This window comes from Streptosporangium sp. NPDC005286 (assembly GCF_040607515.1).
Lineage (GTDB): Bacteria > Actinomycetota > Actinomycetes > Streptosporangiales > Streptosporangiaceae > Streptosporangium.
The window spans coordinates 116,567-130,597 of record NZ_JBEXGU010000002.1 but is presented as its reverse complement, the minus strand read 5'-3'; the positions used below and the strand labels follow the sequence as shown (position 1 = coordinate 130,597).

Here is a 14,031-nt window from a genome sequence, read left to right as displayed (position 1 = left end):
TATTCGGTGCTAGTCTCCTATGCGATCTTCCGGAGGCCTATCCACCCCTAAGCCGGCACGAGCCTCCACACGCTCAGAGGTTGGGACGAGTGGACATGGGCTCTAGAAACCGCTCGATTCGGTTCAAGATTTTCTTGCTGTTGCTCCTGCCGCTGCTGTCGCTGAGCGCGCTGTGGGGCTTCGTGCTCAACCTGACCGTCGGTGACGGGATCACGCTGCTGAACGCGAACAGCATCTACCAGTCGGTGGGTGTCACCTCCACTGATCTGGGACTACAGCTTCAGGCGGAGCGGACGCAGTCGTCGGTGGCGATCAGTTCCCGGGTCCTCACGAGCGGGATGGGGGAGCAGCGCTCCCGGACCGACCGGGCGGTCGAGGCGTTCAGGAAGGCCACCGCCTCCGAGGATTCCGGCAGCCCGGAACTGCGTACCTCGCTGGGCGCGCTGCTCAGCCAGCTCGACCGGCTTCCGAACATCCGGTCGGGCGTCGACAGCGGACAGCAGGCACGGCTGAGCGTGCTGTCGAGCTACAACCGGATCCTCGACGCCGTCTTCCTGGTGTACGACCAGATGACCGCGGTGCCCGATCTGTCGATCGCCCAGCAGGCCACGGCCATGCATGGCATGGGCAACGCCTATGAGATGTTCGCCAGGGAGAACGCGCTGATCAGCGGGGCTCTGATCGACTACCGGCTGTCGGAGGAGGAGCGCAAGGCCTTCGGCGAGTACGTCACCACCCGGAAGTTCCTGCACACCAAGGGCGTGGCCTCGCTCGATCCCGAGCTGGGCGCGACCTACCGCGACACCTTCAAGTCCGCGGCCTTCGAGAAGTTCACGGACCTGGAGAAGGCCGTCATCGGATCGACCGGCAACCGGCTGGCCCCCGAGGCGGCCAGGTGGAAGGCGACCGCGAACGAGATGTCGGCCTGGCTGGACAAGGTCAACCTCGCCGCCTCCAAGAAGCTGGCGGAGCGGGCCCAGACGGCGGCCACCGGCATCCTGCTCCGAATCGTGATCGCCGGTGGCGTCGGCCTGATCGCGGTGGTCGCGTCGATCATCATCTCGGTCCGCTTCGGCCGCCGCCTGGCCGCCGAGCTCGCCGGGCTCCGTTCGGCCGCCCTGGAGCTGGCGGACGTGCGGCTCCCCCACGTCGTGGACCGCCTGCGGCGCGGCGAGGAGGTCGACGTGCGGGCCGAGGCGCCGCCGATCCAGGCGGGCGGCTCGACCGAGGTGCACGACGTGGCCCACGCGTTCGGCTCGGTGCAGCGGACCGCGGTCGAGGCCGCCGTCGGCCAGGCCAACCTGAGGCGTGGCGTCAGCCAGGTCTTCGTGAACCTGGCCCGGCGCAAGCAGAGCCTGCTCCACCGCCAGCTCACCCTGCTCGACAGCATGCAGCACCGGGCGACCGACCCCGACAGCCTTGAGGACCTGTTCCGGCTGGATCACCTGACCACCCGTATGCGGCGGCACGCCGAGGGCCTGATCATCCTGTCCGGCGCGGCACCCGGCCGGTCCTGGCGCAAACCGGTGCCGGTGGTCGACGTCCTGCGAGCCGCGATCGCCGAGGTCGAGGACTACACCCGGGTCAACGTGATGCCGGTGGCCGACATCTCGCTCGACGGGGCCGCGGTCGCCGACATCACCCATCTGGTGGCCGAGCTGATCGAGAACGCCACGATCTACTCCCCGCCGCAGACCATGGTGACCGTGCGCGGCGACGTGGTGGCCAACGGGTTCGCCGTCGAGGTCGAGGACCGCGGCCTGGGCCTGAGCCCGATGGAGTACGCGGCCATCAACGAGCGGCTGGCCAACCCGCCGGAGTTCGACCTGGCCGACAGCGACCGGCTGGGCCTGTTCGTGGTGGGCCAGCTCGCCTCCCGGCACGGCATCCAGGTCATCCTGCGCGGCTCGCCGTTCGGCGGCACCACGGCCATCGTGCTCATCCCCCGTACCGTGATGGCCCAGCAGGGCTCGCCGCTCGCCCTCACCGTGGAGCAGACGTCCTCCACCGCCGAACGCGCCGCCGAGCGTCCGGGAGAGCTGTTCGACTCCCCCTCGCACGACACGTTCTCACCCCCCGCCAACGGCAACGGCCTGCCCCGCAGGACGAGGCCGGCCTTCCCTGCCCAGTCCACTGCCGCGCCCTCTCTCAGCGTGGTGACCGACCTACCGGCCCGTACCCAGCCCGCCGGGCAGGAGGGACGTCCGGGCGGGACCGCGGACCAGGAGACCGGCTGGGCCCATGCCCTCTTCACCGCGTCGCCCGAGGGGGCACCGCAGGGGACCCGTGAGACCCGGCGGACGCCCGAGCCCGGCAATGACGCTCCGACACGTAAGACGGCCCCACAGCCCCCCATGGGGCCGGGTGGCCTGCCCCGCCGGATCCGGCAGGCGAACTTGGCGCCTCAACTCCGCCAGGAGCCCGAGGCGACGGAGCCCGCCCAGCCAGAGCCAAGGGCGGAACCGTGCGAGGAGCGTTCGCCCGACGAGGTCCGCGCGTTGTTCTCCGCCTTCCAGGCGGGTGCGCGGCGCGGACGCGAGGAGCAGGACGATGACTTCGCACACCACACGACAGGCGACAAGGGGGACAAATGACCGGAAAATTGACCAACACCGGCGAGCTGAACTGGCTCCTCGACGACCTGACCACCAGGGTGGGCGCGGTGCGCCAGGCGGTGCTCCTCTCCACCGACGGGCTGGCCGTCGGCTTCTCGAAGGGGCTCAACCGCGAGGACGCCGAACATCTGTCCGCGGTCGCAGCCGGATTCCAGAGCCTGGCACGCGGCGCGGGACGCCATTTCGGCGGCGGTGAGGTGCGCCAGACCATCGTGGAGATGGAGTCGGCGTTCCTGTTCGTCACCGCCGCCGGACAGGGCACCTGCCTGGCCGTGCTGAGCAGTTCCGACGCCGATGTGGGTCACATCGCGTACGAGATGGCGATGCTGGTCAAGCGGGTGGGCCAGCATATCTCCACCGGTCCGCGCCAGGGTCTCTCGTGAGCGGGGGAGCGGGTGGCGGCGCCGTCCATGGACCGTCGGATCCCCGAACCCGGTGCCGGAGGTCCGGATGACACGCTGGATGGACGAGGAGGCCGGACCGGTCGTCCGGCCCTACGCGCTCATCAGGGGTCGCACCCGCTCCTCCGGTGACACTCTGGACCTGGTCGCGATGGTCACCGCGACCCGCGCCGTCCCGTCCGGGGGATTCGTCCCCGGGCCGGAACAGGAACGCATTCTCGCCATGGTCACCACCCCGACCTCGGTCGCCGACGTCGCCTCGGACCTCAACCTGCCACTCGGCGTGGTCAGGGTCCTTCTCGGCGACCTGCAGGACCACAAGCTCATCTCGATCGGGCGCGCCTCCGCGAGCGAGCGCATTCTCAAGGAAGTGATCAATGGACTTCGGGCCCTCTGACGAACCCGTCGCCCTCAAGATTCTCATCGCGGGTGGCTTCGGGGTGGGAAAGACCACGCTCGTGGGCGCCATCAGCGAGATCCGGCCGCTCCGCACCGAGGAGGTGCTCTCCGACCGCGGTATCGGCATCGACGACGTCGACGGTGTGGAGGGCAAGACCACCACCACCGTCGCGATGGACTTCGGCCGCATCACGATCAGGGAGGGCCTGGTCGTCTACCTGTTCGGCACCCCGGGCCAGGAGCGGTTCTGGTTCATGTGGGACGAGCTGTCCTACGGCGCGCTGGGCGCCGTGGTGCTGGCCGACACCCGGCGGCTGACCGACTGCTTCCCCTCGATCGACTACTTCGAGCAGCGCGGCACGCCGTTCATCGTGGCCGTCAACTGCTTCGACGGCGCCGACCGGCACGAGGCGGAAGACGTCCGCGTCGCCCTGGACCTCGATGTGGACGTGCCGGTGCTCCTCTGCGACGTGCGGCGCCGTGTCTCGGCGAAGACGGTGCTCGTGACCCTCGTGGAGCACTCGTTGAAGGTGCTGACGGCCAGCCAGAGCTGAGCAGCGGGCCGGGGTGTTCCCCGGCCCTCGCTGCCGGAGACCGGACACGAACTCAGGCGCCCCGCCGGGAGGTCACAGTGCCCGCAGGCCGCTGATCAACTCCCTCAGCAGGCTCTCCGGCGGCACGGAGGCGGCGGGAAGCGGCGATCTCACCAGGATCAGGCCCTGGTCGAGCAGGTCGCCCAGGAGGACTTTGATCACGCCGACCGGCAACCCGGCATCCGACGCGATCTCCACGATCGGGCGTGCCCGCCTGACCAGGTTGAGCAGCCGCCGGTGTTCGGAGCCCAGACACGCTCCCGGGGAAACCGGTGTCCCTGTCGCCACCGCCATCGAGAGCAGGTCGAACGAGGAGCAGGACGCCCTGGTGCGCCCCCCGGTCACCGCGTAGGGGCGGACGACGGGACCGGCCTCCTCGTCTACCCACTCGACGTCGTCGCTCATTGGCCGGCCATCCGGGGCCCGGTGGCCAGGTGCTGTCCGACCCGGGTGACCAGGCGGGCCATCTCGTAGGCGATCAGGCCCACGTCGGCGGCGCCGGTGGTCATGACCGACAGGCAGCTCCCCTGACCGGCGGAGGTGACGAAGAGGAACGCGGAGTCCATCTCCACCATCGTCTGGCGCACGGCTCCGCCGCCGAACTGCAGGCTGGTGCCCTTCGCAAGGCTCTGGAAGCCGGACGCCACCGCCGACAGATGGTCGGCGTCCTCCTTGCTCAGCCCTCTGGACGAGGCCATCATCAACCCGTCGTTGGACAGGATCAGTGCGTGCGAAACGTCCGCCACACTCGTGACGAAATCATCCAGAAGCCAATAAAGCTCACCCGGCACGTGGTTAAACCCCTTCCCCTCTGATGATCCTTTTGATCTTCATCCCCCACCGGCGCGACGAAGCCGGTCTCATGGACCCGTCTCCGTTCGCGCTCCCGCTCTCACGGCCCCGGCTCAACGCTCGGCACCGCCGTCCTCGTCGTCGGCCCGGCCGCGCTGCCAGCCGGACTGCAGGGCGCTCATCAGCGCCCTCGCCTCCTCCGGTGACCGCTCCTCGATCTCGGCATCGGGCGGACGTGGCTCCCTGGCCTGCGTCGGCGGCATGTTCGCCTGCCGTACCCGGCGTGGCAGCCCGCCGCCGCCGCGCCGCAGCGGCCTCCACAGGTCCGTGGGAATCGGCACCGCCGGCTCACCGGGTTCACCGGCGGCCCGTTCCGGCTGTCCCCCGGGCTCGGGCCGCACGCTGATGACGGTGAGCACCGGCGGCTCCGTCGACTGCTCGACGGGCTCCGGCTCCCCGAGCAGTTCCTCGGGGATGAGGACGACCACCCCGGTCCCGCCGTACGGCGAGGAGTGCAGCACGACCTCGACCCTGTACCTGGCGGCCAGCAACCCGACCACGGCGAAGCCCAGCCGGTCGGTGTCGCCCGGGTCGAACTCCGGCGGGCTGGCCAGGCGCTCGTTGACCGCGGCACGCTTCTCCGCGGTCAGCCCGAGCCCTCTGTCCTCGATCTCGACGGCGAAGCCACGGCCCACGAGCTCGCCGCGGACCGAGACCTGGCTGCCGGGCGGGGAGAAGACCGTGGCGTTCTCCAGGAGCTCGGCGAACAGGTGCATCATGTCCGCGACGGCGTTGCCGACCAGGGTGGTGCCGCCCGTCGGGAGGATCCGCACCCGGGCGTAGTCCTCGACCTGGGCGGCGGCCCCGCGCAGCACGTCCTCCATCGGCACCGCCGAGCGCCATTTGCGGCCCGCCGCCCCACCGGACAGGATCACCAGGCCCTCGGCGTGGCGGCGCATGCGGGTGGTGAGATGGTCGAGCCTGAAGAGGTTCTCCAGCGCCTCGGGGTTCTCCGCCCGCTTCTGCATGCCGTCGAGCAGCTTGAGCTGGCGCTGCAGCAGCGACTGGCTCCGGCGGGCGAGGTTGCGGAAGGAGTGGGCGGCGCCCTCGCGCAGCCTGGCCTGCTCCACGGCGGCGTCCACGGCGCTGCGCCGGACGCTGTCGAAGGCGGCGGCGACATCGTGGATCTCGGCGGTGCTGCCCAGCGGTTCCAGCGCGGGTGCCTCGGCCGTCACGTCCACCTTCTCGCCGCGGCGCAGCTTCTCCATCACCCGTGGCAGCCGCACCTCCGCGAGGTCGGTGGCGGCCCGCCGTACGGCGGCGAGTTCCCTGGTGATCCCGCTGCCGATCCGGTACGAGACGAGCAGCGACGCGACGACCGCGACGAGGCCGAGCACGCCGACGACACCGGCGCGGATGTAGACGCCCACGGTCACCGGCTCGGCCCGGTTGACGAGCATGGGACCGACCTCCGTCATCGACCGCTGGTAGACGGCGTCCAGCGCGTCGCCCACGGCGCGCCAGTCGGTGGCCGAGACACCGGCGCCGGCCAGCAGGCGAGACTCCAGGGCGACGAACCTGGCGTATGTCGAGGAGGCGATCAGCTCCGTGAAGGGGGCACCCAGCGAGGGCTCCAGCTCGGGGAGCGCCTGTTCCATGAGGAAGGCCCGGTTGGCGGCGATCCGGGCGAACACCCGCGCCTCGTTCTCCGTCATCGGGCTCCGCAGCGCCAGCGGGCCCGTGGCGAGTGCCCGCTCGCGGCTGAGCAGGTTCATGCTCTGGTTGACCATCGTGACGCTGCGCAACTGGCGGTAGAGCGGGAGGTCGTTGGTGAGACTCAGGGTGTTGAAGAGCCGGTTCAGCACGTCCGGCAGCCGGGCGAACTCCGCGGAGAGCCCCACCGAGTCGATCCGCCCCGCGTCGACCCTGGCGCGGATCGCGTCGAGCCCCTCCACCTGCCTTATCAGCTCGGCGTGGCGTGTCCTCATCTCGTCGGGCATCACCGCCCGCACCTCGTCCCTGTCCATCTCCTGGCGGAGACGGGTCCGGGCCTGGTCGGTGACCACCCGCTGTCCCGCGAGGGTCTTGTGGTCGGAGTCGGAGCGGGTGGCCAGGTACTCGGCCGACAGGATGTGCTCGCGTTGGACCGCGCTGTTCAGGTCACCTGAGGGTTTGCCGACGGATTGGTACAGCGTGCCGATGGAGCGCAGGCTCATCGAGTCGCCGACCGTGACGACCGAGGCGAAGCCCCACACCGCCACCAGCGAGGTGAGAGGAATGGCCAGCAGCACCGAGACCTTGAACCGGATGGACTTGCTCGATGCCATGTCACCTCAACGGCTCGCTCACGGAACGCCAGGGGGAGCCCCCGGACGATCTCTAGATCGCCGACGAGAATAGCACTGGCGGCTCCTGCTATTTGTAGCCTATTTGTGACATGTCATGAAATAGTCATGGGAAGTGACAAGTCAGCCCAGAGCGGCGCGTGATGCCTGAGTGGCGCTCCGTGCCCAGGTCAGCCGCGCGAGCCGGGCGGCCAGCACGCCGACCAGCGCGACCTCGGTCCCGAGCAGAATCCACTCGGCGAGGCCCGCGAGCACCCCGTGCCCGGGGAGCGCCACGTAGGTGATCACCAGCAGGCCGAAACCTCCGGCCAGCGCCAGCCACTCCACGGTCCTGGCCACCGGCCGCCACCGCTCGTCCTCGTTGAACCGCGCCACCAGCAGGCCGCCCGCCACCGGCATCGCCACGAACACGGCGATCGACAGGTAACGGTACGCCTGGCCGATCAGGTCGGTGCCCGTGCCCGTGCCGGGAAGGGCCGGGGGCAGCACCGCGAGGAGGATGAGCCCGGCGCCCCACACCCGCATCAGCCGCTCGGCCAGGACACCCACCGGCGCCCCGGTCGCGCGCAGCCCGGCGACCAGCGCGAGAGAGGCGATCCCCAGCGACGCCATGACGAACCCGGTGACTCCGCTGCGGTCCAGCGCGGCGTACTCGCTGATCGTCAGGTCGAGCGAGTCCGGGTACGGAACCGGGTCGGGCTGCCCCACGACGGCGGCCAGGGCGGCCACCGCGGCCGCCGCGATTCCGGCGCACGCGATCAGGGGGTAGAGCCTTTTCGAGGCGAGCATGGATCAATCCTGCTCGCCGCAGGGCGTTTCGGGCATCCGGCGGCATCCCTGATCCAACCCTGAGCCGCCCCTGAGACGACCGGCCGGAGAGCGGCTTCACCCGCCTTGGTCCCCTCGACGCCCCTGTACACGGCCCCGGCCGGGGCCGTGTACAGGCCGCCCGATCCGTCCGGCGTCTCAGCGGAGCCCGCGGACCTCGGCGTAGCGGGCCCTGACCTCGGGCGCGGGGTCGGCCTCGTAGCGCTCGGACCCGCCCGCCTCCCAGGCCGGAGGCTCGTCGCCGCCGAGCAGCCAGGCGGCCTGCCTGGCCGCCCCGTCCGCGACGTACTCCCCCGGCTCGGGAACGACCACGGGCCGCCCGAAGACCGCGGGGGCGATCCGCCGTACGGCCTCGGACCTGGCGCCGCCTCCGATGAGCAGCACCCTGGCCGGGTCGAGCCCGAGGGCGTCGAAGGCGTCGGCGAGGTGGCAGAGCAGCCCTTCCACCGCCGCCCTGGCCAGGTGGGCCGGGGTGGAGGTGCCCAGCGTCAGCCCGTGCAGCGATCCCGTGGCCGAGGGCAGGTTCGGGGTGCGCTCGCCCTCCAGGTACGGGACGTGGACGAGGCCGCCGGCCCCCGAGGGCGCCGCCAGGGCCAGCCGGTCGAGCTCGTCGAGACCGACCCCGAGCATCCGCGCGGTGGCGTCCAGCACCCTGGCCGCGTTGAGCGTGGCCACCAGCGGCAGGAACCGCCCGGTGGCGTCCGCGAACCCGGCCACGGCGCCGCTCGGGTCGGCGCTCGGGCTGTCGGCGACCGCGAAGGCCGTCCCCGACGTCCCGATCGACACCACCACGTCCCCCGGCAGGGCGCCGACCCCGAGGGCCGCCGCCATGTTGTCACCCGTCCCCGGCGCGAGCCGCACCGTCCCGTTTCCAACCGCCTTGACCTCTCCCGCGCCGTCGCGGGGCCCCAACACCTCGGGGAGTTCGGGAAGGGCACCGAAGGCCGTCCGCAGGAGGTCGGTCCGGTAGGCCCCGGTCGCGGGCGACCAGTACCCGGTGCCCGACGCGTCGCCCCTGTCCGTGACGAACTCCCCGCCCAGCCGCCAGGTGAGCCAGTCGTGCGGCAGGCACACCCGCGCCGTACGACGGGCGGAGTCGGGCTCGTGCTCGGCCAGCCAGCGGAGCTTGGTCACCGTGAACGACGCCACCGGCACGCTGCCGACCGCCTCGGCCCAGCGCTCAGGACCGCCCAGTTCCCTCACCAGGTCGGCCGCCGCCCCGGCGGAGCGGGTGTCGTTCCAGAGCAGCGCCTTCCTGACCACGTCGCCTGAGGCGTCCAGGCAGACCATGCCGTGCTGCTGCGCGCCGACGCTCATCGCCTCGACGCCGTCCAGCCCGCCCGCCCGGGTGAGCGCCTCCCGCAGCGCCTCCCACCAGGCCCCGGGATCGACCTCGGTGCCCTCCGGGTGGGTCGCGCGGCCCTGGCGGACCAGGGCGCCCGTGCGGGCGTCCCTGATCACCACCTTGCAGCTCTGGGTCGACGAGTCGACCCCGGCCACGAGCGTCATCCGCGGACCCCGAGGAGGTGCTCCATGGCGAGCTGGTTGAGGCGGGTGAAGTGGAAGCCGCGCGCGGCCACCGCTTCGAGGTCGAAGGAGTCGCGGCTCAGGTCCGCGATCGTCTCGCCCGGTGCCAGCGTGGGCTCGGAGAGCTCGGCGACCTTGCTCGCGGCGAGCGCCTCGACGACCTCGGGGTCCGCGCGGAAGGCCCTCACCTTCTCCTTCAGGATCAGGTACGTGCGCATGTTGGCCGCGGCGGAGACCCAGACGTCCTCGGAGTCCTCGGTGCGCAGCGGCTTGTAGTCGAAGTGCCTGGGGCCCTCGTAGCCGCCGTTCTCCAGCAGGTCGACCAGGAAGAAGGCGTTCTTCACATCGCCGTGACCGAAGATCAGGTCCTGGTCGTAGCGGGGGCCGTGCTGGCCGTTCAGGTCGATGTGGAAGAGCTTGCCGTGCCAGAGCGCCTGCGCGATGCCGTGCGCGAAGTTGAGCCCGGCCATCTCCTCGTGGCCCACCTCGGGGTTGAGGCCGACGCGGTCGGGGTGTTCGAGCTCGTTGATGAACGCGAGCGCGTGGCCGACGGTCGGGAGCAGGATGTCGCCGCGCGGCTCGTTCGGCTTGGGCTCGATGGCGAACCTGATGTCGTAGCCCTTCTCGATCACGTACGAGGTGAGCAGGTCCATGCCCTCCTTGTAGCGGCTGAGCGCGGCCCTGATGTCCTTGGCGGCCCCGGACTCGGAGCCCTCGCGCCCGCCCCAGCAGACGTAGGTGGTCGCACCGAGCTCGGCGGCCAGGTCGATGTTGCGGATGACCTTGCGCAGCGCGTGGCGGCGGACCTCGCGGTCGTTGCTGGTGAACGCGCCGTCCTTGAAAACCGGGTGGGTGAACAGGTTGGTGGTGGCCATCGGGACCTTGAGCCCGGTCTCGGCCAGCGCCTTCTTGAAGTTCGCGATGGCCCTGTCCCGGTCGGGCTCGACGGCGAGCAGGTCGTCGTCGTGGAAGGTGACGCCGTACGCGCCGAGCTCCGCGAGCCGGTGAACGCTCTCCACCGGGTCCAGCGGGGCCCGCGACGCGTCACCGAAGGGGTCGCGGGCCTGCCAGCCGACGGTCCAGAGCCCGAAGGTGAAGCGATCTTCAGGCTTGGGGGTGTAGGCGCTCATCTACGTTCCTCCGATTTAATCCATTTTATGGACTTAATATGGATCGGGGTGGTGGGATCGTCAAGGGGTGGATGTTCCATGACACAGGCCGTACGCCACGACTCGATGCGCGCCCGCAACCTCGGCGTGGTCCTCGGCGAGATCCGCAGGAACGGCCCGGCCACCCGGGCGGCGCTGGCCGAGATCACCGGGCTGACGAAGACGACGGTGTCGAAGATGGTCGGCGACCTGATCGAGGCGGGCATGGTCGCCGAGTCCGGCGCGCTGCGGGACGGCGAGCGGGGCCGGCCGGGCACGGCGGTGATGCTCAGCGGGCGGCGGGTCGCCGCGCTCGGCCTGGAGATCAACGTCGACTACCTGTCCGCCTGCGTGGTCGACCTCACCCTCGCGGTGCGGCTCCGATATTCACAGGCTGTGGACAACCGTGCGACCTCCCCTGTGGAAACCCTTTCCCACCTGGCAGAACTTGCCCACAGGGCTGTGGACGAAGCCCGCCGGGAGGGCCTGGCCATCGCCGGATCGACCCTCGCGGTGCCCGGCCCCGTGGACGGGGGGCTCGTGCACACCGCCCCCAACCTCGGCTGGCACCACGTCCGCGTCTCCGACCTGCTGGACTTCCCCGTCGAGGTGGACAACGAGGCCAACCTCGCGGCCCTGGGCGAGCTCTGGTTCGGGTCGGCCCCCGGCGACTTCCTGCACGTGTCGGGGGAGATCGGCATCGGCGCGGGCCTGGTGGTGGGCGGCACCCTGTTCCGCGGCGCCCGCGGTCTCGCCGGAGAGCTGGGGCACGTGGTCGTCCATCCGGACGGTCCGGCCTGCCGCTGCGGCGGCCGGGGCTGCCTGGAGCAGTACGCCGGGCAGGAGGCCCTGCTCCGGGCCTGCGGCCTGCCCGGCATCCCCGAACTGCTGGAGAGCCTGCGCGCGGGCGAGCCCGGCGCGCTGGAAGCCTGCGAGCGCGCCGGGCAGGCACTCGGCGTCGCCCTCACCTCGGCGATCCATCTGATGGACCCCGGCATGATCGTGCTGGGCGGCGTCTTCGCCCCGCTCTTCCCGTGGATCCGCGACCCGGTCCACCGGGCGATGACCGCCCGGCTGACCGGGATGCGGCACACCGTCCCCGAACTGACCGTCTCCCGGCTCGGCAGCGACGCCGCCCCCCTGGGAGCCGCCGGACAGATCATCCACCGGATCATCGCGAATCCGATCGCGATCCTGTTGCGACGCTGACGCGTCGCGGGTCGGCCGCTGGGACCCGGCTCCTTCGCTCCTCGGTCCGATCCCCGGCGCGGCCTCAGCGGCCAGGCCGTGGCCTGGACCGCCGAAGGGGCGGCGCGGGGTCTGCTCCCCGTGGTTCCTGGACCCGGATCGCCGGGAGAGGGATGATCCTGCGGTGGACTTCCGGCAGTTGGAGCGGTTTCTCGCGGTCGTCGACCACGGCGGTTTCCATCGTGCGGCGGAGGTGCTCTATGTCGCGCAGCCGTCGTTGTCGCAGTCGATCAAGCAGCTCGAGCGCGAGCTGGGCGAGGCGCTGTTCCATCGGGTCGGCCGCGGTGTGGTGCTGACGGAGGCGGGGCGGGCGCTGGTGGAACCGGCGCGGGCGGTCATCCACGCGCGGGGCCTCGCCGTCGGGTCCGTCGAGGCGGTGCGGGGCCTGCGGACGGGACGGTTGGAGATCACGGCGATGCCGTCGCAGGCGATCGACCCGCTCGCGGGGGTGATCTCCCGTTTCACGGTGGAGTATCCGGGGGTGCGGGTGGTGGTCCGCGCCGCGGCGACCGCGGAGCAGGTGGTGGAGGCCGTCCGCACCGGCCGGACCGAACTGGGCCTGCTGGCGGCGATACGGCTCCCGCAGCGGCCCGGCGTGGGTCTGCATCCGGTCGGGCGGCAGCGGTTCGTGGTGGTCTCGTCGGCCGGCGGGCCGTTCTCCGCCGGCGCCCGGGTGAGTCCGGGCGAGCTGTCCGGCCTGCGGGTGATCGCCGGCCAGACGGGCACCGGGATGCGCGCGGTGGTCGACGACCTGATCCGCTCGGGGGTGCGGCTGACGATCGCGGTCGAGACAGAACACCGCGAGGCGATCCTGCCGCTGGTGCTCGGCGGGAGCGGCGTCGCCGTGCTGGCCGACTCGTGGCGGGAGCTGGCCGAGCGGTCGGGCGCGGTCGTGGCCGACCTCGATCCGCCCGTCCATCTGGACGTCGCCTACGCCGGCCACGCGGGCGGGCTCGGCCCGGCGGCACGCACGTTCCTGCGCATGGCGACGGATCGGTAGGCGGTCGTTCCCGTGCATGGCCACGCATCGATAGGCGGCGCCGATCGGTGGGGTAGGCAGCCGATCTTGGACCGCACCCGGGCCCGGCTGCTGGAATCGAGGGCATGAAATCGCATCGCATCGCCGTGATCCCCGGGGACGGGATCGGCACCGAGGTGTGCGGCGCCGCCCGCGCCGTACTCGACGCCGTGGGCCGCAAGCACGCCATCGACCTCACCTACGACGAGTTCGACTGGTCGTGCGCCCGCTATCTGGCCGAGGGCGCGATGATGCCCGCGGACGGCCTCGACCGGGTGCGCCACCACGACGCGATCTTCCTGGGCGCGGTGGGCGCGCCGGGCGTGCCCGATCACGTGTCGCTGTGGGGGCTGCTGATCCCGATCCGCCGAGGCTTCCAGCAGTACGTGAACCTGCGGCCGATCAAGGTGCTCGGCGGGCAGCGGGGGATCGATCTCGTGGTGGTGCGCGAGAACGTCGAGGGCGAGTACAGCGAGATCGGCGGCCGCCTGTACCAGGGGACGCCGGCGGAGATGGCGGTGCAGGAGGCGGTCTTCACCAGAAGCGGAGTCACCCGCATCGTCGACTACGCCCTGGACCTGGCCGAGCGGCGCACCGGGCGGCTGACCTCGGCGACGAAGTCGAACGGGATCATCCACACGATGCCGTTCTGGGATGAGATCGTCGCCGAGCGGGCGGCTCAGCACTCCGGTGTCACCGTGCAGTCGGAGCACATCGACGCGCTGTGCGCCAAGCTGGTGCTCGACCCGGCGCGGTTCGACGTGATCGTCGCCTCGAACCTGTTCGGGGACATCCTTTCCGATCTCGCCGCCGCGGTCGCCGGCAGCATCGGCCTGGCGCCCGCCGCGAACATCGACCCGACGCGGGCCCACCCGTCGATGTTCGAGCCGGTCCACGGGTCGGCGCCCGACATCGCGGGCCGCGGCATCGCCAACCCGGTCGGCGCGATCTGGACGGCCGCGATGATGCTCGACCACCTGGGCCACCCGGAGGCCGCAGTCGCCATCCTGGAGGCGATCGGTCACGTGTTCGCCACGACCTCCGTGCGCACCCCCGACCTCGGCGGCACGGCCACCACCGTGGACCTGACCCACGCGATCCTCGAAGCACTCTGAGG

General features: G+C 71.3%; 13 protein-coding genes. 7 read left to right on the top strand and 6 right to left on the bottom strand.

The genetic code is table 11. The features are described from left to right. The first annotated feature begins 134 nt into the window (after positions 1-134). The 4 genes from ABZU75_RS01830 to ABZU75_RS01815 all read left to right on the top strand — a co-directional run bounded on the left by ABZU75_RS01830 (position 135) and on the right by ABZU75_RS01815 (position 3,969). Positions 135-2,594 (top strand): nitrate- and nitrite sensing domain-containing protein, encoded by a 2,460-nt coding sequence (locus ABZU75_RS01830; protein WP_355548167.1) that lies wholly within the window; start codon positions 135-137, stop codon positions 2,592-2,594. After that, positions 2,591-2,998 (top strand): roadblock/LC7 domain-containing protein, encoded by a 408-nt coding sequence (locus ABZU75_RS01825; protein WP_355548164.1) that lies wholly within the window; start codon positions 2,591-2,593, stop codon positions 2,996-2,998. The genes ABZU75_RS01830 and ABZU75_RS01825 overlap by 4 nt, the downstream gene beginning before the upstream one ends. 67 nt (positions 2,999-3,065) lie before the next feature. After that, on the top strand, positions 3,066-3,413 hold the full coding sequence (locus ABZU75_RS01820) for a DUF742 domain-containing protein (RefSeq protein ID WP_355548161.1): 348 nt from the start codon (positions 3,066-3,068) through the stop codon (positions 3,411-3,413). Further along, positions 3,394-3,969, top strand: coding sequence for an ATP/GTP-binding protein (locus ABZU75_RS01815; protein ID WP_343961561.1), 576 nt, complete (start codon positions 3,394-3,396; stop codon positions 3,967-3,969). Before ABZU75_RS01820 ends, ABZU75_RS01815 begins: the two co-directional genes overlap by 20 nt. A 72-nt stretch (positions 3,970-4,041) precedes the next feature. Here the strand turns inward: ABZU75_RS01815 and ABZU75_RS01810 are convergent, their stop codons facing one another. The 6 genes from ABZU75_RS01810 to xylA all read right to left on the bottom strand — a co-directional run bounded on the left by ABZU75_RS01810 (position 4,042) and on the right by xylA (position 10,630). After that, positions 4,042-4,413 (bottom strand): DUF742 domain-containing protein, encoded by a 372-nt coding sequence (locus ABZU75_RS01810; RefSeq protein WP_355548157.1) that lies wholly within the window; start codon positions 4,411-4,413, stop codon positions 4,042-4,044. Continuing rightward, positions 4,410-4,799, bottom strand: a complete 390-nt coding sequence (locus ABZU75_RS01805) for a roadblock/LC7 domain-containing protein (protein WP_089210923.1) — start codon at positions 4,797-4,799, stop codon at positions 4,410-4,412. The genes ABZU75_RS01810 and ABZU75_RS01805 overlap by 4 nt, the downstream gene beginning before the upstream one ends. A 114-nt stretch (positions 4,800-4,913) precedes the next feature. Then, positions 4,914-7,127: an ATP-binding protein gene (locus ABZU75_RS01800; RefSeq protein ID WP_355548153.1), complete on the bottom strand. Its 2,214-nt coding sequence runs from the start codon at positions 7,125-7,127 to the stop codon at positions 4,914-4,916. Positions 7,128-7,268: 141 nt separating this feature from the next. After that, positions 7,269-7,934, bottom strand: a complete 666-nt coding sequence (locus ABZU75_RS01795) for a DUF998 domain-containing protein (protein ID WP_355548150.1) — start codon at positions 7,932-7,934, stop codon at positions 7,269-7,271. A 177-nt stretch (positions 7,935-8,111) separates the two neighbouring features. Continuing rightward, complete coding sequence (gene xylB, locus ABZU75_RS01790; protein WP_355548147.1) at positions 8,112-9,482, bottom strand: xylulokinase; 1,371 nt, start codon at positions 9,480-9,482, stop codon at positions 8,112-8,114. Continuing rightward, positions 9,479-10,630, bottom strand: coding sequence for a xylose isomerase (xylA, locus tag ABZU75_RS01785; RefSeq protein WP_350923075.1), 1,152 nt, complete (start codon positions 10,628-10,630; stop codon positions 9,479-9,481). Before xylA ends, xylB begins: the two co-directional genes overlap by 4 nt. 78 nt (positions 10,631-10,708) lie before the next feature. Between xylA and ABZU75_RS01780 the strand changes: the two genes are divergently transcribed. The 3 genes from ABZU75_RS01780 to ABZU75_RS01770 all read left to right on the top strand — a co-directional run bounded on the left by ABZU75_RS01780 (position 10,709) and on the right by ABZU75_RS01770 (position 14,029). Continuing rightward, positions 10,709-11,857: an ROK family transcriptional regulator gene (locus tag ABZU75_RS01780; protein ID WP_355548142.1), complete on the top strand. Its 1,149-nt coding sequence runs from the start codon at positions 10,709-10,711 to the stop codon at positions 11,855-11,857. A gap of 163 nt (positions 11,858-12,020) precedes the next feature. Then, positions 12,021-12,896, top strand: a complete 876-nt coding sequence (locus ABZU75_RS01775) for a LysR family transcriptional regulator (RefSeq protein ID WP_355548139.1) — start codon at positions 12,021-12,023, stop codon at positions 12,894-12,896. Between the two features lie 104 nt (positions 12,897-13,000). Next, a complete protein-coding gene (locus ABZU75_RS01770; protein WP_355548136.1) occupies positions 13,001-14,029 on the top strand; it encodes a tartrate dehydrogenase in 1,029 nt (342 codons plus the stop codon). The last annotated feature ends 2 nt before the right edge of the window (positions 14,030-14,031 follow it).

Excerpts from the sequence above, each read along its gene's own strand:
- ABZU75_RS01825 (WP_355548164.1), top strand. The coding sequence starts at position 2,591 with ATGACCGGAAAATTGACCAACACCGGCGAGCTGAACTGGCTCCTCGAC.
- ABZU75_RS01820 (WP_355548161.1), top strand. The coding sequence starts at position 3,066 with ATGACACGCTGGATGGACGAGGAGGCCGGACCGGTCGTCCGGCCCTAC.
- ABZU75_RS01815 (WP_343961561.1), top strand. The coding sequence starts at position 3,394 with ATGGACTTCGGGCCCTCTGACGAACCCGTCGCCCTCAAGATTCTCATC.
- ABZU75_RS01810 (WP_355548157.1), bottom strand. The coding sequence starts at position 4,413 with ATGAGCGACGACGTCGAGTGGGTAGACGAGGAGGCCGGTCCCGTCGTC.
- ABZU75_RS01800 (WP_355548153.1), bottom strand. The coding sequence starts at position 7,127 with ATGGCATCGAGCAAGTCCATCCGGTTCAAGGTCTCGGTGCTGCTGGCC.
- ABZU75_RS01795 (WP_355548150.1), bottom strand. The coding sequence starts at position 7,934 with ATGCTCGCCTCGAAAAGGCTCTACCCCCTGATCGCGTGCGCCGGAATC.
- xylB (WP_355548147.1), bottom strand. The coding sequence starts at position 9,482 with ATGACGCTCGTGGCCGGGGTCGACTCGTCGACCCAGAGCTGCAAGGTG.
- xylA (WP_350923075.1), bottom strand. The coding sequence starts at position 10,630 with ATGAGCGCCTACACCCCCAAGCCTGAAGATCGCTTCACCTTCGGGCTC.
- ABZU75_RS01780 (WP_355548142.1), top strand. The coding sequence starts at position 10,709 with ATGACACAGGCCGTACGCCACGACTCGATGCGCGCCCGCAACCTCGGC.
- ABZU75_RS01770 (WP_355548136.1), top strand. The coding sequence starts at position 13,001 with ATGAAATCGCATCGCATCGCCGTGATCCCCGGGGACGGGATCGGCACC.